Source organism: Streptomyces sp. NPDC053513 (genome assembly GCF_044544765.1).
GTDB classification, from domain to species: Bacteria; Actinomycetota; Actinomycetes; order Streptomycetales; family Streptomycetaceae; genus Streptomyces; species Streptomyces litmocidini.
In genome coordinates this window covers 42,204-63,236 of the sequence record NZ_JBITXP010000016.1, presented here as the reverse complement: position 1 = coordinate 63,236, position 21,033 = coordinate 42,204, and the positions used below count along the sequence as shown (strand labels likewise).

Genomic DNA, 21,033 nt, shown 5'->3' with positions numbered 1-21,033 from the left:
GCGCAGCCCCGTCCGTCCACCGGTGCGGAGGCAGTACGCCCTGCCCCGGCACCGTCGCACGCCCACCGTTCTCGACTGGGGGTCACCGCCCATGACCAGCTCCACCCCGCGCAGAACCGTCCTCGCCGCGGCGCTCGCGGCCGCCGCGGGAACGGCCGCCGCCGCTCCCGCCACCGCCGCGGACCCCGCGACCGCCGCCGACCCCGGCCTCACCGCGCCCGACGGCGCGGCCGACGGCGCCGAGCGGGGCCACGCCCCCGCCGCCGGGCTCGTCGACAACCGCTTCTGGTCCTCGTACACGGACTGGAGGTGCGGTGCGGCGGCCGGTACGAAGGCGGTCGCCGGCCTCCGGCCCGGCCTGGTCCTCACCACCCCCGCCGGGCGCGTCGACTACACCGACCCGCACACCGGACGCACCTCCGCCTGGGAGTACGCGAGCTGGACCTCGCCCGTCCACACCCCGGCCGTGCCCGCCACCGAGGTCATCGCCTCCTGGAACGCCGCCACCCCGCCCGGCACCTGGCTCCAGGTCGAACTGTCCGGCACGTACTCCGACGCCACCACCACCCCCTGGTACGTGATGGGCCGCTGGGCCTCCGGCGACGGCGACATCCGCCGCACCTCGGTCGACGACCAGACCGACGGCAGGAGCACCGTCTGGACCGACACCTTCGCGATCGACGACGCCGCGAGCGGCCTGCGGCTGCGCTCGTACCGGTTGCGCCTCACCCTCTACCGCGCCCCCGGGACCGACCTCACCCCGACCGTCTGGCGGATCGGCGCCATGGCCTCGGACATCCCGGACCGCTTCACCGTCCCGGCCACCGAGCCGGGCCTCGACCACGAGCTGGACGTCCCGCGCTACTCGCAGAACACCCACGTCGGCCAGTACCCCGAGTACGACAACGGCGGCGAGGCCTGGTGCAGCCCGACCTCCTCCCAGATGATCGTCGAGTACTGGGGACGCCGCCCCTCCGCCGAGCAGCTGGCCTGGGTGAACCCGGCCTTCGCCGACCCACAGGTCTGCCACGCGGCCCGCTTCACCTACGACCACCAGTACCAGGGCTGCGGCAACTGGCCCTTCAACGCCGCCTACGCGGCCGCCTACCCCGACATGAACGCCGTGGTCACCCGGCTGCGCTCGCTCACGGAACTGGGATTGCTGGTCCGCGTCGGCATCCCGGCCATAACGTCCCAGTCCTTCCGCAAGGAGGAACTGACCGGAGCCGGCTACGGCACCTCGGGCCACCTGATGACCGTCATCGGCTTCACCGCGGACGGCGACGTCATCGCCAACGACCCGGCCTCCCCCAGCAACGAGGCCGTCCGCCGGGTCTACCGGCGGCGCGAGTGGGAGAACATCTGGCTCCGCACCAAGCGCTACAACGCGAGCGGCAAAGTGGTGTCCGGCACAGGAGGGGTCTGCTACCTCTACTTCCCCGAGCGCCCCTCGGCCGCGCAGCGCAAGGCGCTGGAGGCCCTCGGCATCATCTGACGCGGCCCGGCGGCCCCGGGGGACGTGACCGACGTCTCTACCCCCGGGCCGCCCCGGTGTCGCAAGGTGGTCGGCATGACCTCCACCACCCTCCCCCGCCTCCTCGTCCGCGCTCGGACGGGCGGCCCCCGCGACGACGGCCCCAAGATCCTGGAGCACGTCCTCGGCTGGACCCTGGTCGTCCTGCTCGCCGTCCTCGTCACCCGGGCGGGCCTCATGTGAGGTCGCCGTGACCGGCGGCCGTCCGCGCGGATCCCCGGCGTCGGCTCGGCCCGCCGCTCGTGTGCGTGCTCGGAATCGGCTCGGCCCGGCGTCCGTGTCCGTTCTCGGCGGCGGCCCTGCGACCGTGTGCACCTCCGGCGTCGGCTCCGCCCGGCAACCGTGTGCATCCCCGGTGTCCGCGTGATCCTCCGGGCCGGAACGGGCATACTCCCCGCGATCTCGGCACTCCGCGCGCACCCGTGCGCCCGGCAGGGAGGAGCGTCCGGCCATGACCGACAGCGCCGCGGACGGCGTGGAACGCCGGCTGCCCACCGACGAGGCCCGGGAACTGCTCTCCCTGGTGCGTGACATCGCCCGGCGTGAGATCGTCCCGCGCGCCGCCGAGGAGGAGGCCGCCGGCCGCTTCCCTCGCGAGCTGTTCGCGCTGCTCTCCCGCTCCGGGCTGCTCGGACTGCCGTACGACCCCGAGCACGGCGGGGGAGGTCAGCCGTACGAGGTCTACCTCCAGGTCCTGGAGGAGCTCGCCGCCGCCCGGCTCACCGTCGGGCTCGGGGTGAGCGTCCACACCCTGGCCTGCCACGCGCTCGCGGGCTTCGGCACCGACGAGCAGCGGGCCGCGCACCTGCCCGCGATGCTGGGCGGCGGCCTCCTCGGCGCGTACTGCCTCTCCGAACCCTCCGCCGGATCGGACGCGGCGGCCCTGCGGACCCGCGCCGTCCGGGACGGCGGGGACTGGGTCGTCGACGGCACCAAGGCCTGGATCACCCACGGCGGGATCGCGGACTTCTACACGGTCATGGCCCGTACCGGCGGGCCGGGCGCGCGCGGCATCACGGCCTTCCTGGTGCCGGGGGACGCGCCGGGGGTGGGCGCCGCCCCGCCCGAGCGGAAGATGGGCATGAAGGGCTCCCCGACCGCGCAGCTCCACTTCGACGGGGTGCGGGTCGCCGACGACCGGCGTCTCGGCGCGGAGGGGCAGGGCTTCGCGATCGCGCTCGACGCCCTGGACTCCGGACGGCTCGGCATCGCCGCCTGTGCCGTGGGGCTGGCCCAGGCGGCCCTGGACGAGGCCGTCGGGTACGCCAGGGAGCGCCGCCAGTTCGGCCGGTCGATCGCCGACTTCCAGGGGCTGCGCTTCCTGCTCGCCGACATGGCCACCCGGATCGAGGCGGGCCGGGCGCTGTACCTGGAGGCGGCGCGGCTCCGGGACGAGGGGCGGCCCTTCGGGCGGCGCGCGGCGATGGCCAAGCTCTTCTGCACGGACGCCGCCATGCAGGTCACGACGGACGCGGTGCAGGTGCTCGGCGGCTACGGCTACACGGCGGACTTCCCCGTGGAGCGGTATCTGCGCGAGGCGAAGATGCTCCAGATCGTCGAGGGGACCAATCAGATCCAGCGCGTGGTCATCGCCCGTCACCTGGTCGGACCAGAGTCCCGCTGACGCGTACGGTGCGGTCCGCCCAGACCGGTCCGGCGGCGAGCCTGGTCCACTCCTGGTCGCGGTGGCCGGGCAGGGTGCGGCCCTGGCTGGCCCAGAGGGAGAGCACGTCCCGGTAGATGGGCGGGTCGGCGGGGGGCTTCACCTGCGGCTGGGTCTGCGCCTGTCCCTGCATCGGCACGGGGACCGGGACGGGCACGGGGGGCGGCGCGGACCTGGTGGTCGGCGCGGACCTGGTGGTCGACGCCGTCATGGAGGCCGACGCCGCCATGGTGGTCGGCGCGGGCGCCGGGGAGAGCGCCGGTGCCGGGGCGGGAGCCGGTGCCGGGCTCGGTGCCGGCTCCGTCGACGGCGACTGAGGAACCGATTCTTCACCGTGCGGTTCGGCCTGCCGGTGCCGACCGTAACCGCTGGGAGTGGTGTACAGCGTGGTCATGCCCGAACCAACGCGTCCCGACGGCCGGGGTCACCGCCGAGCGGATTCGAGCGGCAGTTCGCCCGGTACCCGGTGCACGACTCTGGCCCCCCGAACGGGACCTGACGTACCGTCATATCCCACTCGCCGCTCAGGAGGTCAGCCGTGGACGACGACCGGCCCGTCGCGCTCGACGAATACCCCGTGCACCAGGCACCGCTCTCGATGAAGCACCACGTCAGCGGCGACCGGAACGCCTACGACCGGTGCATCTTCCACGTCTTCGACCACACCGGCCGGGCCCTGCTCATCGCCGGTCTCGGCGTCTACCCCAACACCGGGGTCGTCGACGCCTACGCCACCCTGCGCACCGGCGACCGGCTGCACGCCGTCCGCGCCTCCGACGCCCTCGGCGACGACCGGACGGACCTCTCCGTCGGCCCGCTGACCATCACCGTCGACGAACCCCTCCGACGCCTCTCCCTGCACTGCGCGGCCGACCCCGACGACCCGGACGGGCTCTCCTTCGACCTCACCTGGACCGGCGACTTCCCCGCCGTCTGGGAGCCCCACCACACCCAGCGCCACGGCGGCCGGCTCACCCTCGAAGGCCGCCGCTTCGTCCAGGCCGGACACTGCGCGGGGACCATCAGGGCCGGCGGCGAGGAGTTCGCCGTCACGGCGGGGGAGTGGACCGGCACCCGCGACCGCAGCTGGGGCGTCCGCCCCCTCCCCGGCGAAGAACCCGGCCGCGCCGCCGAGTTCCGTCCCGAGGGCTTCTACTGGCTCTGGATCCCGATGCGCTTCGAGGACCGCTTCCTCATGGTCATCGCCCAGGAGGAAGCCGACGGCTACCGCACCCTCAACGAGGCCCTCCTCGTGCGGAACGGCCACCGCGACACCCAGCTCGGCTGGCCCCGCACCGACATCACGTACCGCCCCGGCACCCGCCACCCCGAGCGGGCCACCGTCCACCTCGCCGACCCGGCCGGAAAGCCACTGGAGATCGGCGTCGAGATCCTCGCCTCCTCCCCGCTCGCCGTCGGCGCCGGCTACCCGCCCGCCACCGACTGGCAGCACGGCAGCTGGCAGGGCCGCGGCTGGACCGACCGCCGCGTCTACGACCTCTCCGACCCCGCCGCCCACCCCGTGGCCGCGTACGGCGTCACCGACCACGCCGCCCGCTTCACCCTCGACGGCCGCACCGGGTACGGCATCTTCGAACACGGCTCCTTCGGCCGCCACGACCCCAGCGGCTTCGCCGACCACACCTCGACAGCCGGCTGAGGAGGCCGATGTGGCAACCGCCCCGCGTCCCCGCACCACCACCCGCGACCCCGAGGAGCTCGGCCGGCGGCTCACCGCCTGGCTGGACCGGCGGCTGCCCGGTGCCAGGGTCACCGGCCTCGCCGTCCCCGGCTCCAACGGCATGTCCAGCGAGACCCTGCTCTTCGACCTCGACCACCCGGACGCCCCCGTCCGCGGCTGCGCCCTGCGGCTCGCCGCCGACCCCGCCGCGTACACCGTCTTCCCCGTCTACGACATGGCGCGCCAGCACCGGGTGATGCGCCTCGTCGGCGAGCACACCGACGTCCCCGTGCCGCGCGTGCTCTGGCTGGAGGAGGACCCGGAGCCGCTCGGCGCCCCCTTCTTCGTGATGGCCCGCGCCGAGGGCCGCGTCCCGCCGGACGTCATGCCCTACACGTACGAGGGGAACTGGCTGCACGCCGCCACGGACGCCGAACGCGACCACCTGGAGGCCGAGTCCGTCTCCGTACTGGCCAGGCTGCACGACCAGTTCCCCGCGAAGGAGGCCGAGTTCCTGCTGCCCGAAGGCGCCGGGAGCCCACTGCGCCGGCACGTCGACGCCCAACGCGCCTACTACTCCTGGGTCGTGGAGGGACTCGCACCCTCACCCCTCATCGAGTCGGCCTTCGACTGGCTGGAGGAGCACTGGCCGGCCGACGAGGGGCCCGCCGTCCTCGGCTGGGGCGACGCGCGCATCGGGAACATCGTCTACGACGGATTCACGCCCGCCGCCGTCCTCGACTGGGAGATGGCGGCGTACGTCCCCCGCGAGGTCGACCTCGGCTGGACCGTCTACCTGCACCGCTTCTTCCAGGACCTGACCGTCGGCTTCGGCCGGCCGGGGCTGCCCGACTTCCTGCGGCGCGACGCGGTCGAGCGGCGGTACGCGGAACTGACCGGCCACACCCCGCGCGACATGGAGTTCCACACGCTCTACGCGGCGCTGCGGCACGCGATCGTGATGCTCAGGATCGCGTACCGCCAGGCCCACTTCGGCGAGGTCGAGGTGCCCGGTGACCCCGACGGCCTGATCCTGCACCACGCCACGCTCGCGGCGATGGTGCGGGGAAGCTACTGGTAGCCGGACGACTCAGGCCGCGCGCCGCATCTGCGGCACCCGGATCGGACGCGAGCCCGGACCGCCGACGTGCGAGAAGGGCTGCGTGCGCCAGTCGAGGCCCTGGGGGAGCGTCAGGAGCAGTGCGGTGTCCTGCTCCTGGACCCCCAGCACGTCGTCGGCGGGGCGGGCGTCCGCGGCCGGGAGGCCCGTGCCCGGGCAGACCGTCAGGACGAAGGGGTTCCACGGCGACGGGCAGAGCGCGTGCTCCGGCAGCGCGTCCTCGTCCGCGAGCAGCGCGATGGGCTGCACGCACTCCGGGCAGACGACCCGGAACATCTCAAAGGTGTCGTACGCGTCGAGCTCGTCGGACGTGTCGACCGATTCAACAGGCTCCTGCATTGGGAATCTCCCCCTCGGCTGGGTCGGCCGGATCTGTGCGGCCTCGACCACAGCAAGCACTTCCCATGCGGAACTCCGCATAACCGTGAGGCGGCGCCCCGGGCCGGGCGCAAACCTGTGGCGTTCGTCACATGCCCGTCGCAGGTGCCCCGTGACGGCCCATAGCGCCCCATACGGGCCGCCCCCGGCTGTGCCCCCGGCCCCGCGGAGCAATAGGGTCACCGCATGGAGGAGCTGGATCGTCAGATCGTGGAGTTGCTCGTCAAGGACGGGCGCATGAGCTACACCGACCTGGGCAAGGCCACGGGCCTGTCCACGTCGGCGGTGCATCAGCGCGTCCGCCGGCTGGAGCAGCGCGGGGTCATCCGCGGCTACGCCGCCGTCGTCGACCCGGAGGCCGTGGGCCTGCCGCTCACCGCCTTCATCTCGGTCAAACCCTTCGACCCCAGCGCCCCCGACGACACCCCCGACCGGCTCGCCGACATCCCGGAGATCGAGGCCTGCCACAGCGTCGCGGGCGAGGAGAACTACATCCTCAAGGTCCGCGTCGCCACCCCGCTGGAGCTGGAGCACCTGCTCACCCGCATCCGCTCCCAGGCCGGGGTCTCCAGCCGCACGACCGTCGTCCTGTCCACGCCGTACGAGGCCAGGCCGCCGCGCATCTGACGTGCCCGGGGCCACCGGGGGGACCTGCCGGACGAACCGCGTCCCGGCAGGTCCTAGCCTGGTGCCATGAGCGAGTCCATGCCTCCCGCGTCTCCCGGCGACCACCGCACCGTGCTGCTGCGCGGTGGAGAAGTCCACAGCCCCGCCGACCCCTTCGCCACCGCCATGGTGGTGGAGCGCGGTCACGTCGCCTGGGTGGGCTCGGAGGGCGCGGCCGACGCCTTCGCGTCCGGCGTGGACGAGGTCGTCGACCTGGAGGGCGCGCTCGTCACCCCGGCGTTCGTCGACGCGCACGTGCACACCACCGCCACCGGCTTCGCCCTCACGGGGCTCGACCTGTCCTCCGCCGCCTCGCTCGCCGAGGCCGCGGAGCTGATCCGGGCGCACGCCGCCGCCCGCCCCGAGGACCGCATCCTCATCGGCCACGGCTGGGACGCCTCCCGCTGGCCCGAGCGCCGCCCGCTCACCCGGGCCGAGCTCGACGAGCTCACCGGCGGCCGCCCGCTCTACCTGACCCGGATCGACGTCCACTCGGCCGTCGTCACGACCGCCCTCCTCGACCTCGTGCCCGGCATCCGCGACCTGGACGGCTTCCACGACGGGCAGCGCCCGCTCACCGGCGACGCCCACCACGCCGTGCGCGCGGCCGCCTTCGCCGCCGTCTCCCCGCTCCAGCGCACCGAGGCGCAGCGCGCCGCCCGGCTGCGGGCCGCCTCCCTCGGCATCGGCACCCTGCACGAGTGCGGCGGTCCGCAGATCTCCTCCGAGGAGGACTTCACCGGACTCCTGGACCTCGCGCGCGAGGAGGCAGGGCCCCGGGTCGTGGGCTACTGGGCCGACCTCGACGTCGAGCGGGCGAGGGCCCTGGGCGCCCTCGGCGCGGCCGGCGACCTGTTCGCCGACGGCTCCCTCGGCTCCCACACGGCCTGCCTCCACGAGCCGTACGCCGACCACGCCGGGCACAGCGGCTCGGCCCACCTGGACGCGGCCACCATCGCCCTGCACGTCGTCGCCTGCACCGAGGCGGGCCTCCAGGCCGGTTTCCACGCCATCGGGGACGCGGCGGTGACCGCGGTCGTCGAGGGGGTCAGGACCGCCGCCGAGAAGCTCGGCCCGGCCCGGATCCGGGCCGCCCGGCACCGCGTCGAGCACGTCGAGATGCTCACCCCCGAGACGATCGCCGCCTTCGCCGAACTGGGCCTCACCGCCTCCGTCCAGCCCGCCTTCGACGCCCTCTGGGGCGGCGAGGAGGGCATGTACGCCGACCGGCTCGGCGCCGAGCGGGCCCGCACCCTCAACCCGTACGCCGCGCTGCTGCGCGCCGGGGTGCCGCTGGCCTTCGGCTCCGACAGCCCGGTCACCCCGCTCGACCCGTGGGGCACCGTCCGGGCCGCCGCCTTCCACCGGACCCCCGAGCACCGGATCTCCGTCCGGGCCGCCTTCACCGCCCACACCCGGGGCGGCTGGCGGGCCGTGGGCCGGGACGACGCGGGGACGCTGGTCCCCGGCGCCCCCGCCGACTACGCGGTCTGGCGCACCGAGGAGCTCGTCGTCCAGGCGCCCGACGACCGGGTCGCCCGCTGGTCCACCGACCCGCGCTCCGGAACGCCCGGTCTGCCCGATCTGTCGCCCGGCGCGGATCTCCCCGTCTGCCTGCGGACGGTGGTGCACGGGCAGACGGTGTTCGTACGGCCGAACGACTGATACAGGGGCATTTCGGACCCCGGGCGACGTTCCGTACGTCTGTCCCCGACCTGCGGATTCTCCCCTCCGGCCTGGCCTTTTGAGGGGTCTCCGCAGGTCAAGTCGGTGTTGACAGTCGCCCGCCGGGGGCGGGTAGGTTCACCGCGTCCACCACAGGACGTCCGACCGGACCGCCCCCACGCCGCAGCCGAACGCCGCCCGCGCCTCGGCCGCGAGGGAAGGTCTCTCCGGCGGAAGGTGCGACCCGGGTGGGGCCCGGACGTTCAGTAGACAACGGCTCTCGGTCGACCCGCAGCCAGCGGATCCCAGGTCGGACCGAAGGACGTCGGGCCCCGCACCGCACCTCGCCCGCCCCTGTGGCCCCTTCCGTCCGGTCTGTCACCCGGACCACTCGACCCGCCGCACCGGAGCACGCCGGAGACCTCGCTATGGTGGGGTCCTGCGTATGTATCCGAAGGGGCAGTAGTGAACGACGGTGGCCAGAGGCGTTACGGCCCGCTCGGCAAGGCCTTGGTGATCATTCCGACCTACAACGAGGCGGAGAACATCAAGCCGATCGTGGCGCGGGTGCGGGAAGCCGTGCCCGAGGCGCACGTTCTCGTCGCGGACGACAACAGCCCCGACGGCACGGGCAAGTTCGCGGACGAGATCGCGTCCGAGGACGACCACGTGCACGTCCTGCACCGCAAGGGCAAGGAAGGGCTCGGCGCCGCCTACCTCGCCGGTTTCCGGTGGGGCATCGAGCACGGCTACGGCGTCCTCGTCGAGATGGACGCCGACGGCTCCCACCAGCCCGAGGAGCTCCCGCGGCTGCTCACCGCCCTCAAGGGCGCGGACCTGGTCCTCGGCTCCCGCTGGGTGCCGGGCGGCCGGATCGTGAACTGGCCGAAGTCCCGCGAGTTCATCTCCCGGGGCGGCAGCCTCTACTCGCGCGTGATGCTCGACGTGCCGATCCGCGACGTCACCGGCGGCTACCGGGCCTTCCGCAAGGAGACCCTGGAGGGCCTGGGCCTGGAGGACGTGGCCTCGGCGGGCTACTGCTTCCAGGTCGACCTGGCCCGCCGCGCGGTCGCCGCCGGCTTCCACGTGGTCGAGGTCCCGATCACCTTCGTGGAGCGCGAGGTCGGCGACTCGAAGATGAGCCGCAACATCGTCGTCGAGGCGCTGTGGCGGGTCACCGGCTGGGGCCTGACGGCGCGTGCGGAGAAGGTCGGCAAGCTGCTCGGCCGCAAGCCCTCCTGACGTCCGTACGGCTCCTTCCGTACTGATCCTTCCTTTACGACGTTCCGGCGGGGCGCCAGGCACACTGGGGTCCATGACGACCGGCGTACCGCCTTCCCCCGCCCCCAAGCGCTCACGCGCGCGTACGTTCCTCCCGCTCGGCGTCGCCGCCTGGCTGGTCCTGGAGATCTGGCTGCTCACGGTGGTGGCGGGCGCGGCGGGCGGGCTGACCGTCCTCGCCCTGCTCGTCGGCGGTGCCGTGCTCGGCGCCGCCGTGGTGAAGCGGGCGGGCCGTCGCGCCTTCCGCAACCTCACCTCGACCTTCCAGCAGGCCCAGGCGGCCGCGCGGACGGGCGTGGCGCCCTCGCCCGCCGACCGGGCCGGCGCGGACGACCGCAACGGCTTCCTGATGCTCGGCGGCCTGCTCCTGATGATCCCCGGCCTGCTCTCGGACGCGGCCGGTCTGCTCCTGCTGATCCCGCAGGTCCGCTCGTTCCTCGGGCGGTACGCGGAGAGGGCCGTCGAGCGCCGGATGGGCGCCGCACCTCCCGGCAGCCTCCAGGACGCCTTCCAGCAGGCCCGTATCCACCGCCCGGACGGAAAGGTGGTGCAGGGTGAGGTCATCCGCGAGGGGGCGCCCCAGGGCCCCCGTCGGCCCGAGGGGCCCCGTCCGCCGCTGACGCCCTGATCCCACGGCCGTGCCCCCGCCCTTCCGGGAGGGGGCACGGGAACGCCGCGGGGCCCGGTACACGATGTGTACCGGGCCCCGCGGCGTGGTGCTCTCGCGGCGGTCCGCTAGGCGGACTTGCGGCTGTCGCGCGGATGCACGGCGATGTTCATGGCACCGGAGCGCAGGACGGCCAGCCTCTCGGCGAGGACCTCCTCCAGCTCCTCGCGGGTGCGGCGCTCCATGAGCATGTCCCAGTGCGTACGCGCAGGCTTGCCCTTCTTCTCCTCGGGTCCGTCCCCGTCCACCAGGAGTGCCTGGATTCCGCAGACCTTGCACTCCCACTCCGGCGGAATCTCCGCCTCGACCGAGAAGGGCATCTCAAAACGATGTCCCTTCTCGCATGCGTACTCCACCGCCTGGCGCGGGGCCAGATCGATGCCGCGGTCGGTCTCGTAGCTCGTCACCACGAGGCGCGTGCCGCGAAGAGCTCGCTCACTCATGAATCGTGCCTCCCGGGCTTGTCGCCCACAGGACAGGTGTCGCTGTCGTCGTTATCCGGTCAACGTCCGGTCGGCGGTAAAGATTCCCGTGCCGGGTCATGCGTCGCCCGTCGTGCCGCCCCTTGTTGTACCCACCAGTGCCCGTTTTGTCACATCTGGCGGCAGATGTGACCCGGTGTCTTCACCAAAGCAGCACGCAGTAACGGTCCGCCTGGCAGGCCAAACGCGTACACTACCGCCCTTTCACCGCCACGTCTAAATACGCTCGGGTATCGCGTTCCCCGCGGCCTCCACCGCACGCCTGACCGGAACCCGGGCGAGCAGCGTGAAGCCGACGGCGAAGAAGATCACCAGGGAGATGATGGCATCCCGGTAGCTTCCGGTCAGCTGATACGCGAGACCGAACACCAGCGGACCCAGCCAGCTGAGCCCCCGGTCGCTCATCTCGTACGCCGAGAAGTACTCCGCCTCCTTGCCGCGCGGCACCAGATGCGAGAACAGCGAGCGCGACAGGGCCTGGCTGCCGCCCAGGACCAGGCCGATCGCGGCCGCCAGGAAGTAGAAGAACACCGGCGAGCCGGCCGGCAGGAAGTACCCCGCCGCCAGGATCAGCGTCCAGACCGCCAACGAGCCCAGAATCGTTTTCTTGGCGCCGTACGACCGGGCGAGTCGCCCCATCCCGAGGGCCCCCGCCACCGCCAGCACCTGCACGAGCAGGACCGCCGTGATGAGCGTCGTCTGGTCCAGGTCCAGCTCCTCCGAGCCGTAGATCGAGGCCTGCGAGATCACCGTCTGCACGCCGTCGTTGTAGATGAGGTACGCGAGCAGGAAGGAGAGCGTCAGCGGATGCCGGCGCATGTCCCTCAGCGTGGCCCGCAGCTGGCCCCAGCCGCTGCCCACCGCGCCCTCGCCGGACCGTTCGGACCCCGCCGGACGGGCCCGCCGGTCGCGCAGCCGGCGCAGCGGCACCAGCGTGAAGGCGCCCCACCACACACCGGCCGAGGCCAGACAGACGCGGACCGCCTCGCCCTCCGTGAGGCCGAAGGAGTCGTGCCCCGAGTAGAGGACCAGGTTCAGGACGAGGACCAGCGCGCCCGACGTGTAGCCGAAGGCCCAGCCGCGCGAGGAGACCGCGTCCCGCTCGTCCGGCTCCGCGATCTGCGGCAGATAGGCGTTGTAGAGCACCATCGAGACCGACAGCGAGGCGTTCGCCACGATCAGCAGGAACGCGCCGAGGAGATACCGATCGCCCGCCAGGAAGAACATCCCCGCCGTGGCCGTCGCCCCCAGGTAGGCCGATGCCGCGAGCAGCGGCTTCTTCCGGCCCGTCCGGTCCGCGACCGCGCCGACCAGCGGCATCGCCAGGATCGCGACCACGAGCGAGGCCGACACGGTGTACGCGAAGAGCGAGCCCGCCCGCACCGGGATCCCCAGCGGGTGCACGAAGCCCTCGGCATCGGCCGCGGCCCGTGCCACCGACGTCAGGTAGGGGCCGAGGAAGACGGTGATCACGCTCGTCGAGTAGACCGAGCACGCGAAGTCGTAGAAGTACCACCCCCGCTGCTCGCGCCGCCGCTCGGCGGGGCCGGCGGCGTACTCCTCCGGCTCGATGGTGTCAGCGGTCACGGCCGCGCCCTCCTCGTTCGTCCCCGTGGCCGGGACGCGGCTCAGACCCACGCTCCCCGATCGGTGAGCACGCCGCGCAGCGTCTCCAGGTGATCGGTCATGATGCCATCGACACCCAGGTCGAGGAGAGAGTTCATCCGGGCCGGATCGTTCACCGTCCACACGTGGACCTGGAGTCCGCGCGCGTGCGCCTCCCGCACGAACCGGCGGTCGACCACCGGGACCCCGGCCTGGCGCTCCGGGACCTGCGCCGCCACCGCCCCGGCCCGCAGCGCCGCCGGGATCCCCCAGGAGCGCAGCCGCAGCCCGACCACTCCGCGCACCCCGTACGAGGTGGCCAGGACGGGGCCGGCCATCCGCTGGGCCCGCGCCACCCGGGACTCGGTGAAGGAGCCCACGCAGACCCGGTCCCAGGCCTTCCTCCTGCGGATCAGGTCGATCAGCGGGTACAGGGCCGACTCCGCCTTGACGTCCACGTTCCAGCGGGCCTCGGGGAACTCCTCCAGGAGGTCCGCGAAGAGCGGCAGCGGCTCCTTGCCGGCCACGCGGGCCTCCCGCACCGCCGCCCACGGCAGGTCGCGGATCCGGCCCGCGGCGTCCGTCACCCGGTCGAGGGTGGAGTCGTGGAACGCGACGAGCGCCCCGTCGGAGGTCGTGTGCACGTCGGTCTCGAAGTAGCGGTAGCCCGCCGCGGCGGCCCGGCGGAAGGCGGCCGCGGTGTTCTCCAGGCCGTCCGCCGTGCCGCCGCGATGGGCGAACGCGAGAGGGGAGGGGTGGTCGAGGTAGGGGTGGCGTACGCGAGTCACGGCCGCAGTATGGCGCCTTCCGGTGTCCCGATGGCGACCGAGGAGGGGACGGAGTCCGGCCCGGGGGTGAGCACGGGGCCGCCGGGGCCGGGCGTCGCACCGGCGGGAGCGGGCCCGGAAGCGGCCGTCGCGCCGCCGGGAACGGTGCCGGAGGCGGGCGCCGCCCCGGTGGAGTCCGGCTCCGGGAGGGCGAACCAGCGCAGGAAGAACTGGGCGAGCGGGCCGATCGCGAGCGCGTACAGGACCGTGCCGACACCGACCGAACCGCCGAGCAGGAAGCCGGTGGCGACCACCACGACCTCGATCGCCGTCCGCACCAGCCGGATGGACCGGCCGGTGAGCCGGTGCAGACCGGTCATCAGGCCGTCGCGCGGACCGGGCCCGAACCGCGCCGCGATGTACAGGCCGGTGGCGACACCGTTGAGGGCGATGCCGAGCACGAGCAGCGGCACCTGCCCGGCCAGGCCGTGGACGTCCGGGACCAGGGCCAGGGTGCCGTCCATCGCCAGGCCGATCACGAACACGTTGGAGACCGTGCCCAGCCCGGGCCGCTGACGGATCGGGAGCCAGAGCAGCAGCACCAACGCGCCGACGACGATCGACACCACGCCGATGGACAGCCCGGTCTTCTCGGCGAGGCCCTGGTGCAGGACGTTCCAGGGCTCCAGGCCGAGCCCGCTGCGCACGAGCAGCGCCGAGCTGGCCCCGTACAGCGTCAGTCCGACGTACAGCTGGACGAGCCGACGGGTGAGGTGCCGGCCGCGAAGACCGGAGGCGATGGACAAGGAACTGCCCCCCAAGGTGGTGGTAGTGGACTGACTCATGCCACTCTGTGGCGGGGGATCGGATGTCAACCATGGCCAATTCGAGGAAGGTGGACTGATTTCCATGGCTCAGTGGACTTCGGCGGTGGGACCGGCTCAGCTCGCCCGGCAGCTCCAGGCGCAGCAGCCCCGGCCCGCCGGACCCGGGACCCGCAAGCCGCCCGCCTACCGCGCCCTGGCCGACGGCATCCGGCTGCTCGTCCTGGAGGGCCGCGTCCCGGTCGCCGCCCGCCTGCCCGCCGAGCGGGAACTCGCCCTCGCGCTCACCGTCAGCCGCACCACGGTCGCCGCGGCCTACGAGGCGCTGCGCACCGAGGGCTTCCTGGAGTCGCGGCGCGGCGCCGGCAGCTGGACCGCCGTGCCCGCCGGGAACCCGCTGCCCGCGCGCGGCCTCGAACCGCTGCCCCCCGAGGCCCTCGGCTCGATGATCGACCTCGGCTGCGCGGCGCTGCCCGCGCCCGAGCCCTGGCTCACCCGGAGCGTCCAGGGCGCCCTGGAGGAGCTGCCGCCCTACGCCCACACGCACGGGGACTACCCGGCCGGGCTGCCCGCGCTGCGGCAGATGCTCGCCGACCGGTACACCGCGCGCGGGATCCCCACCATGCCCGAGCAGATCATGGTCACGACCGGCGCCATGGGCGCCATCGACGCCATCTGCCACCTCTTCGCCGGGCGGGGCGAGCGGATCGCCGTCGAGTCGCCCTCGTACGCCAACATCCTCCAGCTGATGCGCTCGGCCGGCGCCCGGCTGGTGCCCGTCGCCATGGCCGAGGGCCTCGGCAGCTGGGACCTGGGCCGCTGGCGGCAGGTGCTGCGGGACGCGGCGCCCCGGCTCGCGTACGTCGTCGCCGACTTCCACAACCCGACCGGCGCGCTCGCCGGCGAGGACCAGCGGCGGCAGCTCGTCGAGGCGGCCCGCTCGGCCGGCACGGTCCTCGTCGTCGACGAGACCATGGCCGAGCTGCACCTGGACGAGGGCCTGGAGATGCCCCGGCCGGTCTGCGCCTTCGACCCGGCGGGCGCCACCGTCCTCACGGTCGGCTCGGCCAGCAAGGCCTTCTGGGCGGGCATGCGCATCGGTTGGGTCCGGGCCGCCCCCGACGTCATCCGTTCCCTGGTGGCCGCGCGCGCGTACGCCGACCTCGGCACCCCCGTCCTGGAGCAGCTCGGCGTGAACTGGCTCATGCGGACGGGCGGTTGGGAGGAGGCCGTGAGCCTGCGCCGCGAGCAGGCCCGGGAGAACCGGGACGCGCTCGTCGCCGCCGTCCGCCGGGAGCTCCCGGAGTGGGAGTTCGCGGTCCCGCGCGGCGGTCTGACCCTCTGGGTCCGCACCGGCGGCCTGTCCGGCTCCCGGCTCGCCGAGGCCGGGGAGCGGGTCGGCGTCCGGGTGCCCTCCGGGCCCCGCTTCGGTGTCGACGGAGCCTTCGAGGGCTTCGTCCGGCTGCCCTTCACGGTCGGCGGCCCGGTCGCCGACGAGGCGGCCGCCCGGCTGGCCGCCGCGGCCCGCCTGGTCGAGTCCGGCGCCGGCGGGGGCGCGGAGCCGCCGAGGTCGTTCGTGGCGTAGCGGTCCGCAGGGACGTGGGGGGGGGGGGGCCCCGGCGGGGGGGGGCCGCCCGCGGGGGGGGGGGCCGGGGGTCCCCCCCCCCCCCCCGGGGCGGGGGCCGGGGGAGGGGGGGGGGCGGCGCCCCGGTGGGGGGGGGGGGGGGGGGGGCCCCCGGGGCGGGGGGGGGGCCCCCCCCGGGCGGGGGGGCCCCCCCTCCTCAGGTGTGCGGTCCGTTCCTTCCTCAGCCCTCCGCCGGGACGGGCGCGTGGAAGGGGGCCGGGCCGGAGCCCGGTTCGGTGCGGGGCGCCGGCGCCGGTTCGGGGGCCGGACCGGGGGCCGTCTCGACCACGGCGGCCGAGATCGTCACCGTGTCCTGGGTCGTGACCGGGGCCGGGGACTTGACGGCGACCGCGTCCTGAGCCGCGACCGGGGCCGGGGTCTTGACGGTGACGGTGTCCTGGGTCGTGACCGGGGCCGGGGACTTGACCGTGATCACGGGCAGGTTCGCGGGCGGGGCCGGGGCTGTGGCCACGGGCGGGTTCGCGGGCGGGGGCGGGGCCGTGACCGGGCTGCGCTCCGGGAGCAGGTCCAGGACCGCCTGCCGGTGCGCCTCGCTCGTCGCGTCGTCGTACGGGTCGGGCGTGGCCGGCACCTGGAGCCGCAGGACCGGGCCGGTGCCCAGGCGCGCGTAGCCACGGCCCGCCGGGACGTCGGGCGTCGGCGTGGTGTGCGGCCGGGCGCCGAGGACGGCCGCGATCTGCTCCGGGGCGGCGGGGCCGAGGACGATCCGGGCCCGCGTGTGGGCCAGTACCGCCTCGCTCAGCGTCTCCGTGCTGTCGAACTGCTCGGCCACCACCACGGTGACCTGCGCCGTGCGCCCGTGCCGCAGCGGCACCTGGAGCAGTTCCTGCGGGTCGGGGCGGCCGTCGGCGGCGGCCAGGTGACCCAGGACGCTCGGCCGGTCGAGCAGGATCCACAGCGGCCGGCGGGTGTCCTCGGGCGCGGGCTGACCGGCCTGCCGGGCCCGGTTCGCGGCGATCAGCCGCCGCTCCGTCTCGTGCGCCGCCCACTCCAGGGCGGCGAGGGCCCCGGAGAGCCCGCACTCGACCGCGAGGACGCCGGCGCGGCCGGTCAGGCACGCGTACTCGCCGGTGCCGCCGCCCTCGACCACCAGCACGTCCCCGTGGGGGAGGGCCTGGAGCGCGATCGAGCGCAGCAGGGAGGTGGTGCCGCTGCCGGGCTGCCCGACGGCGAGCAGGTGCGGCTCGGTGGAACGGGGACCGGTGCGCCAGATGACGGCCGGTGCGTCCTCCGTGCCGTCCGCCGAGACGACCGGCACGGTCCGCTGCACGGCGTCGGCGTCGGTGAACCCGAGGACGGTCTCGCCCGGCACCGTGACGAAGCGCTGGGCGGCGATGGTGGTGGGCAGGGCGGGCAGCACGCTCATGACGAGCCGGTTGCCCTCCTCGTCCCAGTCGAAGCGGTACTCGCGGCCGCGCCCCGACTTGGCGTGCAGCAGCTGCTCGACGCGGGCGCGGGCGGCCGGTTCGCCGTCGGTGAAGTACGGGGGGTACGCGATCTTCAGCCGGGTCAGCCGCCCGTCCTCGTCGAAGGCGTACTCCCCGAAGGCGCCGCTCCACTCGCCGCCGTGGGCGAAGAGCGGTTCGGGGTCCTCCGGCACGGAGAAGTACGGCACGAGTGCCTCGTACAGGCCCTTGAGCCGGGCGATCTCCGCGTCGTCGGGTCCGGTCTTCACGACCGGACGCTCCCGGCCCAGCCAGGCGGCCACGGCCATGAGCAGCACGAGCGCGAGGAGCGGCCCGTACGGCATGAGGGCGACGACCAGGACGCAGGCCGCGACCAGGAGCAGCGTGGGACCACGCCGCTCCTTGGGGGTCGCGGCCCACTTGGCGCGCGCGGTCGCGGCCAGCTTCCGCAGACCACGCGAGACCGTGATCAGCGGGTGGAGCACGTCGGTGGCGCTGTCGGCGGCCGTGCGCGCGATCTCTCGACTGCGAGCGATCTGTGCGCTGCCGCTGCTCAGAATGCGGGGGAGTGGTCGCCGGGCCACGAAGTACTCCTGAATCGGTGGAAGGGACTGAAGGGCGTCAGAACTTGATCCCGCCCAGGAGGCCGGCGAGGCTCTGGCCGCCCGCCGTGATGCTCGGGGCGATGGCGGTGCCCGCGAGGTAGAAGCCGAACAGCGAGCTGACGAGGGCGTGCGAGGCCTTCATCCCGTCCTTCTTGAAGAACAGGAAGCAGATGATGCCGAGCAGGACCACGCCTGAGATGGACAGGATCATTGGTTGTTCTCCTGGTTGAGGGGACAGTCACCATGAGTTCTTCCAGATTCACAGCAAGTATCTATGTGATTAAAGGTGCATTAGGGTGAAAAACTGCTGATTTCACTTGACCGGCGGACGGCAGACGCCCGCCGGGTGGCGGAACGCCCGGCGTGCGCTAGGGGGTGTCTTGCCGATCAGGCCGGGCTCGCGGCGTCTGGCACCGCGCCTCGCCGCGTTGTCGTCGGTCGACAACGCTCCGCGTTGCCTCCCTCCTCCGCCTTGCGATGCACGGCACCAGACGCCGCTCCCTGATCCGGCCTGATCGACAAGACACCCCCTAGGGACGGGTCCCGGGGGGCGGGACGACGTGATCTTTGCCGCCGCGGGGCGCGGTCATGTCGCCGGACGGGCAGTACCCTGTCGATTCACTCGTACGGCCGCGCTTGCCGTGCACAGGCCGACAACGCAGGAGAGAGAGGCGGTTCCACCCGATGAGCGAGACTCCGGACCCCGAGGTCGTCGAGCTGGCGTCGAAGGTCTTCGACCTCGCGCGCGCGGGTGACGCCGACGCCCTCGCCGCCTACGTCGACGCGGGCGTCCCCGCGAACCTCACGAACGACAAGGGCGACACCCTCGTCATGCTCGCCGCCTACCACGGCCACGCCGCCGCGGTCACCGCCCTCCTGGAGCGCGGCGCCGAGGCCGACCGCCCCAACGACCGCGGCCAGACCCCGCTCGCCGGCGCCGTCTTCAAGGGCGAGGACGCCGTGATCCGCGCCCTCCTCGCCGCCGGCGCGAATCCGGAGGCAGGGACTCCGTCCGCGCTCGACACCGCCCGCATGTTCGGGAAGACCGAACTCCTGGAGCTCTTCGGATCCAGGTGAACGGCGGCTGAACCCCAGGTGGGAGCAGCGTCGTAAATGTGGTCGCGGTGGCGAAATGGGTGGGTCATCATGACGTCGGGCCCGGCAAAACGGGCCACCGACGAGAGGCTGAGGAAGATGATCACAAGCAGGCGGACGACGACGGGCGGCCCCGAATGTTGCCGCGCGGCCTAGGCGTACGGGCGATGTACCGCCCGACCGGGCTCCCCCCGGTATCCCCCGGTCGTGTCGACAGCTTGATGTGAGGCGTCTTCCCATGTTCGAACCAGTCATAGCGCCGAGCGGCACCCTGCTCGGCCTGCTGCAGCGGGGCCGCGGCGACGGCACCCTGCACGCGCTCGCCGCGCCACGCGCCGAGGCCCTCGCGGCCCTCAACCACTGCGTTCTCGACGACCCCCGCCACGACTGGCAGGTCGAGAACCGCTCCCTCTACTACGCCCGTCTCTACCTGGACCTCCACGGAGGCCTCGACGAGATCGAGGCGCACCTCCTGGGCGCCGAGGACCACCTCGACACCGAGGAGTCCCGGACCGGGCTCGCGCTCGCCGTCCTCGGGCACCTCGCCTCCTACGGGCGCCAGGACGCCCTGCTGCTGCTCCGGCGGTACGCGGCGACCGGTGCGAACTGGGCCTGGGCCCTGGACGAGCTGGCCCTCCGCGACGACGACGCCGGACTCCGCGCGCTCGCCCTGCCCGTACTGGCCCGCTTCCCGGCCGACGCGGACGGCGACGCCGAGCTGGCGCGCACCGTCCGCGACGCCTTCGAGCCCCGCCCCTGGCGGCTGTGGGCCGAGGACCCGCGCGAGGCCGTCGGCGCCCGGGTGAGGGCCGCCCGGGAACAGGGCTCCTTCGACCGCTGGCAGCGCCAGATGCGCCCCGCCGGGCCCCGCCCCGGCTGGAGCGTCCGGGCCGTCCTCGACTGGGCGCAGGAGGGGTACGAGCGCGGAGCCGTCCTCCACGGCCCCGCCGCCCGCTGCCTGACCGCCGTCGCCGGACCCGAGGACCGGCCCGAGCTCCTCGCCGCCGCCCGGCACGGCGCCCCCGGAGCCCGCGGCGCCGCCCTGCACCACCTCGCCGAGTCACGGGACCCCGCCGTCCTCGACCTCGTCGAGGCCGCGGCCGACGGCGACTCCCGCGAGGTCGCCGACGCCGCCGTCGCCGCCTACCGGCGGATGTGCGGCGAGGACGCCGTCGCCCGCGCCCGCGCGTGGGTCCGGCGCACCGACGCCCTCGGGACGGCCGCCGCCGAGGTCCTCGCCTGCCGGGGCACCGCCCAGGACGCCGGCCTCGTCCTCGGCGCCCTGCGCGACACCGTGCGCTCCGCGGGCCCCGACGCCCCCGAGCTCGCCTGCCTCGTCGACGGCGCCGGACGCCTCGGCATCGCCTGCGCGGCGCCCGTGCTGCGCCACGTCTACCGCGAGACGACCTCCTCCCGGCTGCGCGGCCACGTGGCCCGCGCCCTCGCCGCCACCGACCCCACCTTCGCGACCGGCTTCGCCGTCGAATGCCTCTGGGACTGCGAGGAGACCACCCGCGAGGTCGCGGCCCAGCACGCCGAGACCGGTGACGTGCGCGTCGCCGAGCGATTGCGCCGCCTCGCCGCGGACCCGGCCGAAGAGGTCGAGGTCCAGGCGGCGGTACGCAACCGGATAGGGCCGGACCTCCAGGTCTGACCCCGGCCCGGGGCAGCGACGGGTCCGACCAACCCCTCCCGGCCCGACCCCGCGCACCCGAGCCACCCGCCCCCGACCCCCGGGACGGCGCGGCCTGCGGCGGAGAACCCGCCGACCGTGGCCCCGTCCCGGGGGTCGGGGCGTTTCCGGGGCGGGCCCTGTTCCGGTCCCCGGGGGAAACGCTCACGGGACTCCGGGGCGGGGCCTCCTCCGGTCCCCCGGGGCAAACGCTCATGGGACGTTCCCTCCCCGTCCAGATCCACGTCGGCGGGGGCACGCCGGGCGCGACGACAAC

20 protein-coding genes are annotated in these 21,033 nt (G+C 74.1%); 13 read left to right on the top strand and 7 right to left on the bottom strand.

Annotated elements, in window-relative coordinates; all coding sequences use genetic code 11:
- Window positions 1–91 precede the first annotated feature (91 nt).
- The 6 genes from ACIGW4_RS25470 (at window position 92) to ACIGW4_RS25445 (ending at window position 5,959) form a co-directional block, all read left to right on the top strand.
- Window positions 92–1,495, top strand: coding sequence for a peptidase C39 family protein (locus tag ACIGW4_RS25470; protein WP_399583002.1), 1,404 nt, complete (start codon window positions 92–94; stop codon window positions 1,493–1,495).
- A 75-nt stretch (window positions 1,496–1,570) separates the two neighbouring features.
- Entirely contained in the window at window positions 1,571–1,717 is a 147-nt protein-coding gene (locus tag ACIGW4_RS25465) for an SCO1431 family membrane protein (protein ID WP_123450266.1), read from the top strand.
- Between the two features lie 268 nt (window positions 1,718–1,985).
- Window positions 1,986–3,158, top strand: a complete 1,173-nt coding sequence (locus ACIGW4_RS25460; RefSeq protein ID WP_399583000.1) for an acyl-CoA dehydrogenase family protein — start codon at window positions 1,986–1,988, stop codon at window positions 3,156–3,158.
- 116 nt (window positions 3,159–3,274) lie between these two features.
- Window positions 3,275–3,514 carry a hypothetical protein gene (locus ACIGW4_RS25455; RefSeq protein WP_398712965.1) on the top strand — a complete coding sequence of 80 codons (240 nt, stop codon included), beginning with the start codon at window positions 3,275–3,277 and terminating at the stop codon, window positions 3,512–3,514.
- 281 nt (window positions 3,515–3,795) lie between these two features.
- Entirely contained in the window at window positions 3,796–4,857 is a 1,062-nt protein-coding gene (locus tag ACIGW4_RS25450; RefSeq protein WP_399583051.1) for a hypothetical protein, read from the top strand.
- A 10-nt stretch (window positions 4,858–4,867) separates the two neighbouring features.
- On the top strand, window positions 4,868–5,959 hold the full coding sequence (locus tag ACIGW4_RS25445) for a phosphotransferase family protein (RefSeq protein ID WP_399582999.1): 1,092 nt from the start codon (window positions 4,868–4,870) through the stop codon (window positions 5,957–5,959).
- 9 nt (window positions 5,960–5,968) lie between these two features.
- Here ACIGW4_RS25445 and ACIGW4_RS25440 read toward each other — a convergent pair whose 3' ends face one another.
- Window positions 5,969–6,337, bottom strand: a complete 369-nt coding sequence (locus ACIGW4_RS25440) for a hypothetical protein (RefSeq protein WP_123450258.1) — start codon at window positions 6,335–6,337, stop codon at window positions 5,969–5,971.
- A 225-nt stretch (window positions 6,338–6,562) separates the two neighbouring features.
- On the opposite strand from ACIGW4_RS25440, the gene ACIGW4_RS25435 reads away from it, so the two are divergent.
- The 4 genes from ACIGW4_RS25435 to fxsA all read left to right on the top strand — a co-directional run bounded on the left by ACIGW4_RS25435 (window position 6,563) and on the right by fxsA (window position 10,616).
- Window positions 6,563–7,003: an Lrp/AsnC family transcriptional regulator gene (locus tag ACIGW4_RS25435; protein ID WP_123450256.1), complete on the top strand. Its 441-nt coding sequence runs from the start codon at window positions 6,563–6,565 to the stop codon at window positions 7,001–7,003.
- A gap of 66 nt (window positions 7,004–7,069) precedes the next feature.
- Window positions 7,070–8,707 carry an amidohydrolase gene (locus ACIGW4_RS25430; protein ID WP_399582996.1) on the top strand — a complete coding sequence of 546 codons (1,638 nt, stop codon included), beginning with the start codon at window positions 7,070–7,072 and terminating at the stop codon, window positions 8,705–8,707.
- Window positions 8,708–9,172: 465 nt separating this feature from the next.
- Complete coding sequence (locus ACIGW4_RS25425; RefSeq protein WP_030691310.1) at window positions 9,173–9,949, top strand: polyprenol monophosphomannose synthase; 777 nt, start codon at window positions 9,173–9,175, stop codon at window positions 9,947–9,949.
- A gap of 73 nt (window positions 9,950–10,022) precedes the next feature.
- The gene (gene fxsA / locus ACIGW4_RS25420) at window positions 10,023–10,616 is read left to right on the top strand and encodes an FxsA family membrane protein (RefSeq protein WP_359590904.1); all 594 of its coding nucleotides are present in this window, start codon (window positions 10,023–10,025) and stop codon (window positions 10,614–10,616) included.
- 107 nt (window positions 10,617–10,723) lie between these two features.
- Here fxsA and ACIGW4_RS25415 read toward each other — a convergent pair whose 3' ends face one another.
- The 4 genes from ACIGW4_RS25415 to ACIGW4_RS25400 all read right to left on the bottom strand — a co-directional run bounded on the left by ACIGW4_RS25415 (window position 10,724) and on the right by ACIGW4_RS25400 (window position 14,354).
- Entirely contained in the window at window positions 10,724–11,098 is a 375-nt protein-coding gene (locus tag ACIGW4_RS25415; RefSeq protein WP_015032218.1) for an RNA polymerase-binding protein RbpA, read from the bottom strand.
- A gap of 255 nt (window positions 11,099–11,353) precedes the next feature.
- Window positions 11,354–12,724 (bottom strand): MFS transporter, encoded by a 1,371-nt coding sequence (locus ACIGW4_RS25410; RefSeq protein WP_398712973.1) that lies wholly within the window; start codon window positions 12,722–12,724, stop codon window positions 11,354–11,356.
- A gap of 41 nt (window positions 12,725–12,765) precedes the next feature.
- Window positions 12,766–13,530 (bottom strand): glycerophosphodiester phosphodiesterase, encoded by a 765-nt coding sequence (locus ACIGW4_RS25405; RefSeq protein WP_123450248.1) that lies wholly within the window; start codon window positions 13,528–13,530, stop codon window positions 12,766–12,768.
- A complete protein-coding gene (locus tag ACIGW4_RS25400; protein ID WP_399582993.1) occupies window positions 13,527–14,354 on the bottom strand; it encodes a YitT family protein in 828 nt (275 codons plus the stop codon). Before ACIGW4_RS25400 ends, ACIGW4_RS25405 begins: the two co-directional genes overlap by 4 nt.
- 64 nt (window positions 14,355–14,418) lie before the next feature.
- Between ACIGW4_RS25400 and ACIGW4_RS25395 the strand changes: the two genes are divergently transcribed.
- On the top strand, window positions 14,419–15,918 hold the full coding sequence (locus tag ACIGW4_RS25395; protein WP_123450247.1) for a PLP-dependent aminotransferase family protein: 1,500 nt from the start codon (window positions 14,419–14,421) through the stop codon (window positions 15,916–15,918).
- Window positions 15,919–16,138: 220 nt separating this feature from the next.
- Here the strand turns inward: ACIGW4_RS25395 and ACIGW4_RS25390 are convergent, their stop codons facing one another.
- Both ACIGW4_RS25390 and ACIGW4_RS25385 read right to left on the bottom strand, forming a co-directional pair.
- Complete coding sequence (locus ACIGW4_RS25390; RefSeq protein ID WP_399582992.1) at window positions 16,139–17,968, bottom strand: hypothetical protein; 1,830 nt, start codon at window positions 17,966–17,968, stop codon at window positions 16,139–16,141.
- A 37-nt stretch (window positions 17,969–18,005) separates the two neighbouring features.
- Window positions 18,006–18,200 (bottom strand): hypothetical protein, encoded by a 195-nt coding sequence (locus tag ACIGW4_RS25385; protein ID WP_030691317.1) that lies wholly within the window; start codon window positions 18,198–18,200, stop codon window positions 18,006–18,008.
- Between the two features lie 473 nt (window positions 18,201–18,673).
- Between ACIGW4_RS25385 and ACIGW4_RS25380 the strand changes: the two genes are divergently transcribed.
- Both ACIGW4_RS25380 and ACIGW4_RS25375 read left to right on the top strand, forming a co-directional pair.
- Window positions 18,674–19,066 (top strand): ankyrin repeat domain-containing protein, encoded by a 393-nt coding sequence (locus tag ACIGW4_RS25380; RefSeq protein WP_123450245.1) that lies wholly within the window; start codon window positions 18,674–18,676, stop codon window positions 19,064–19,066.
- 256 nt (window positions 19,067–19,322) lie between these two features.
- Window positions 19,323–20,738: a HEAT repeat domain-containing protein gene (locus ACIGW4_RS25375; RefSeq protein WP_123450243.1), complete on the top strand. Its 1,416-nt coding sequence runs from the start codon at window positions 19,323–19,325 to the stop codon at window positions 20,736–20,738.
- Window positions 20,739–21,033 lie beyond the last annotated feature (295 nt).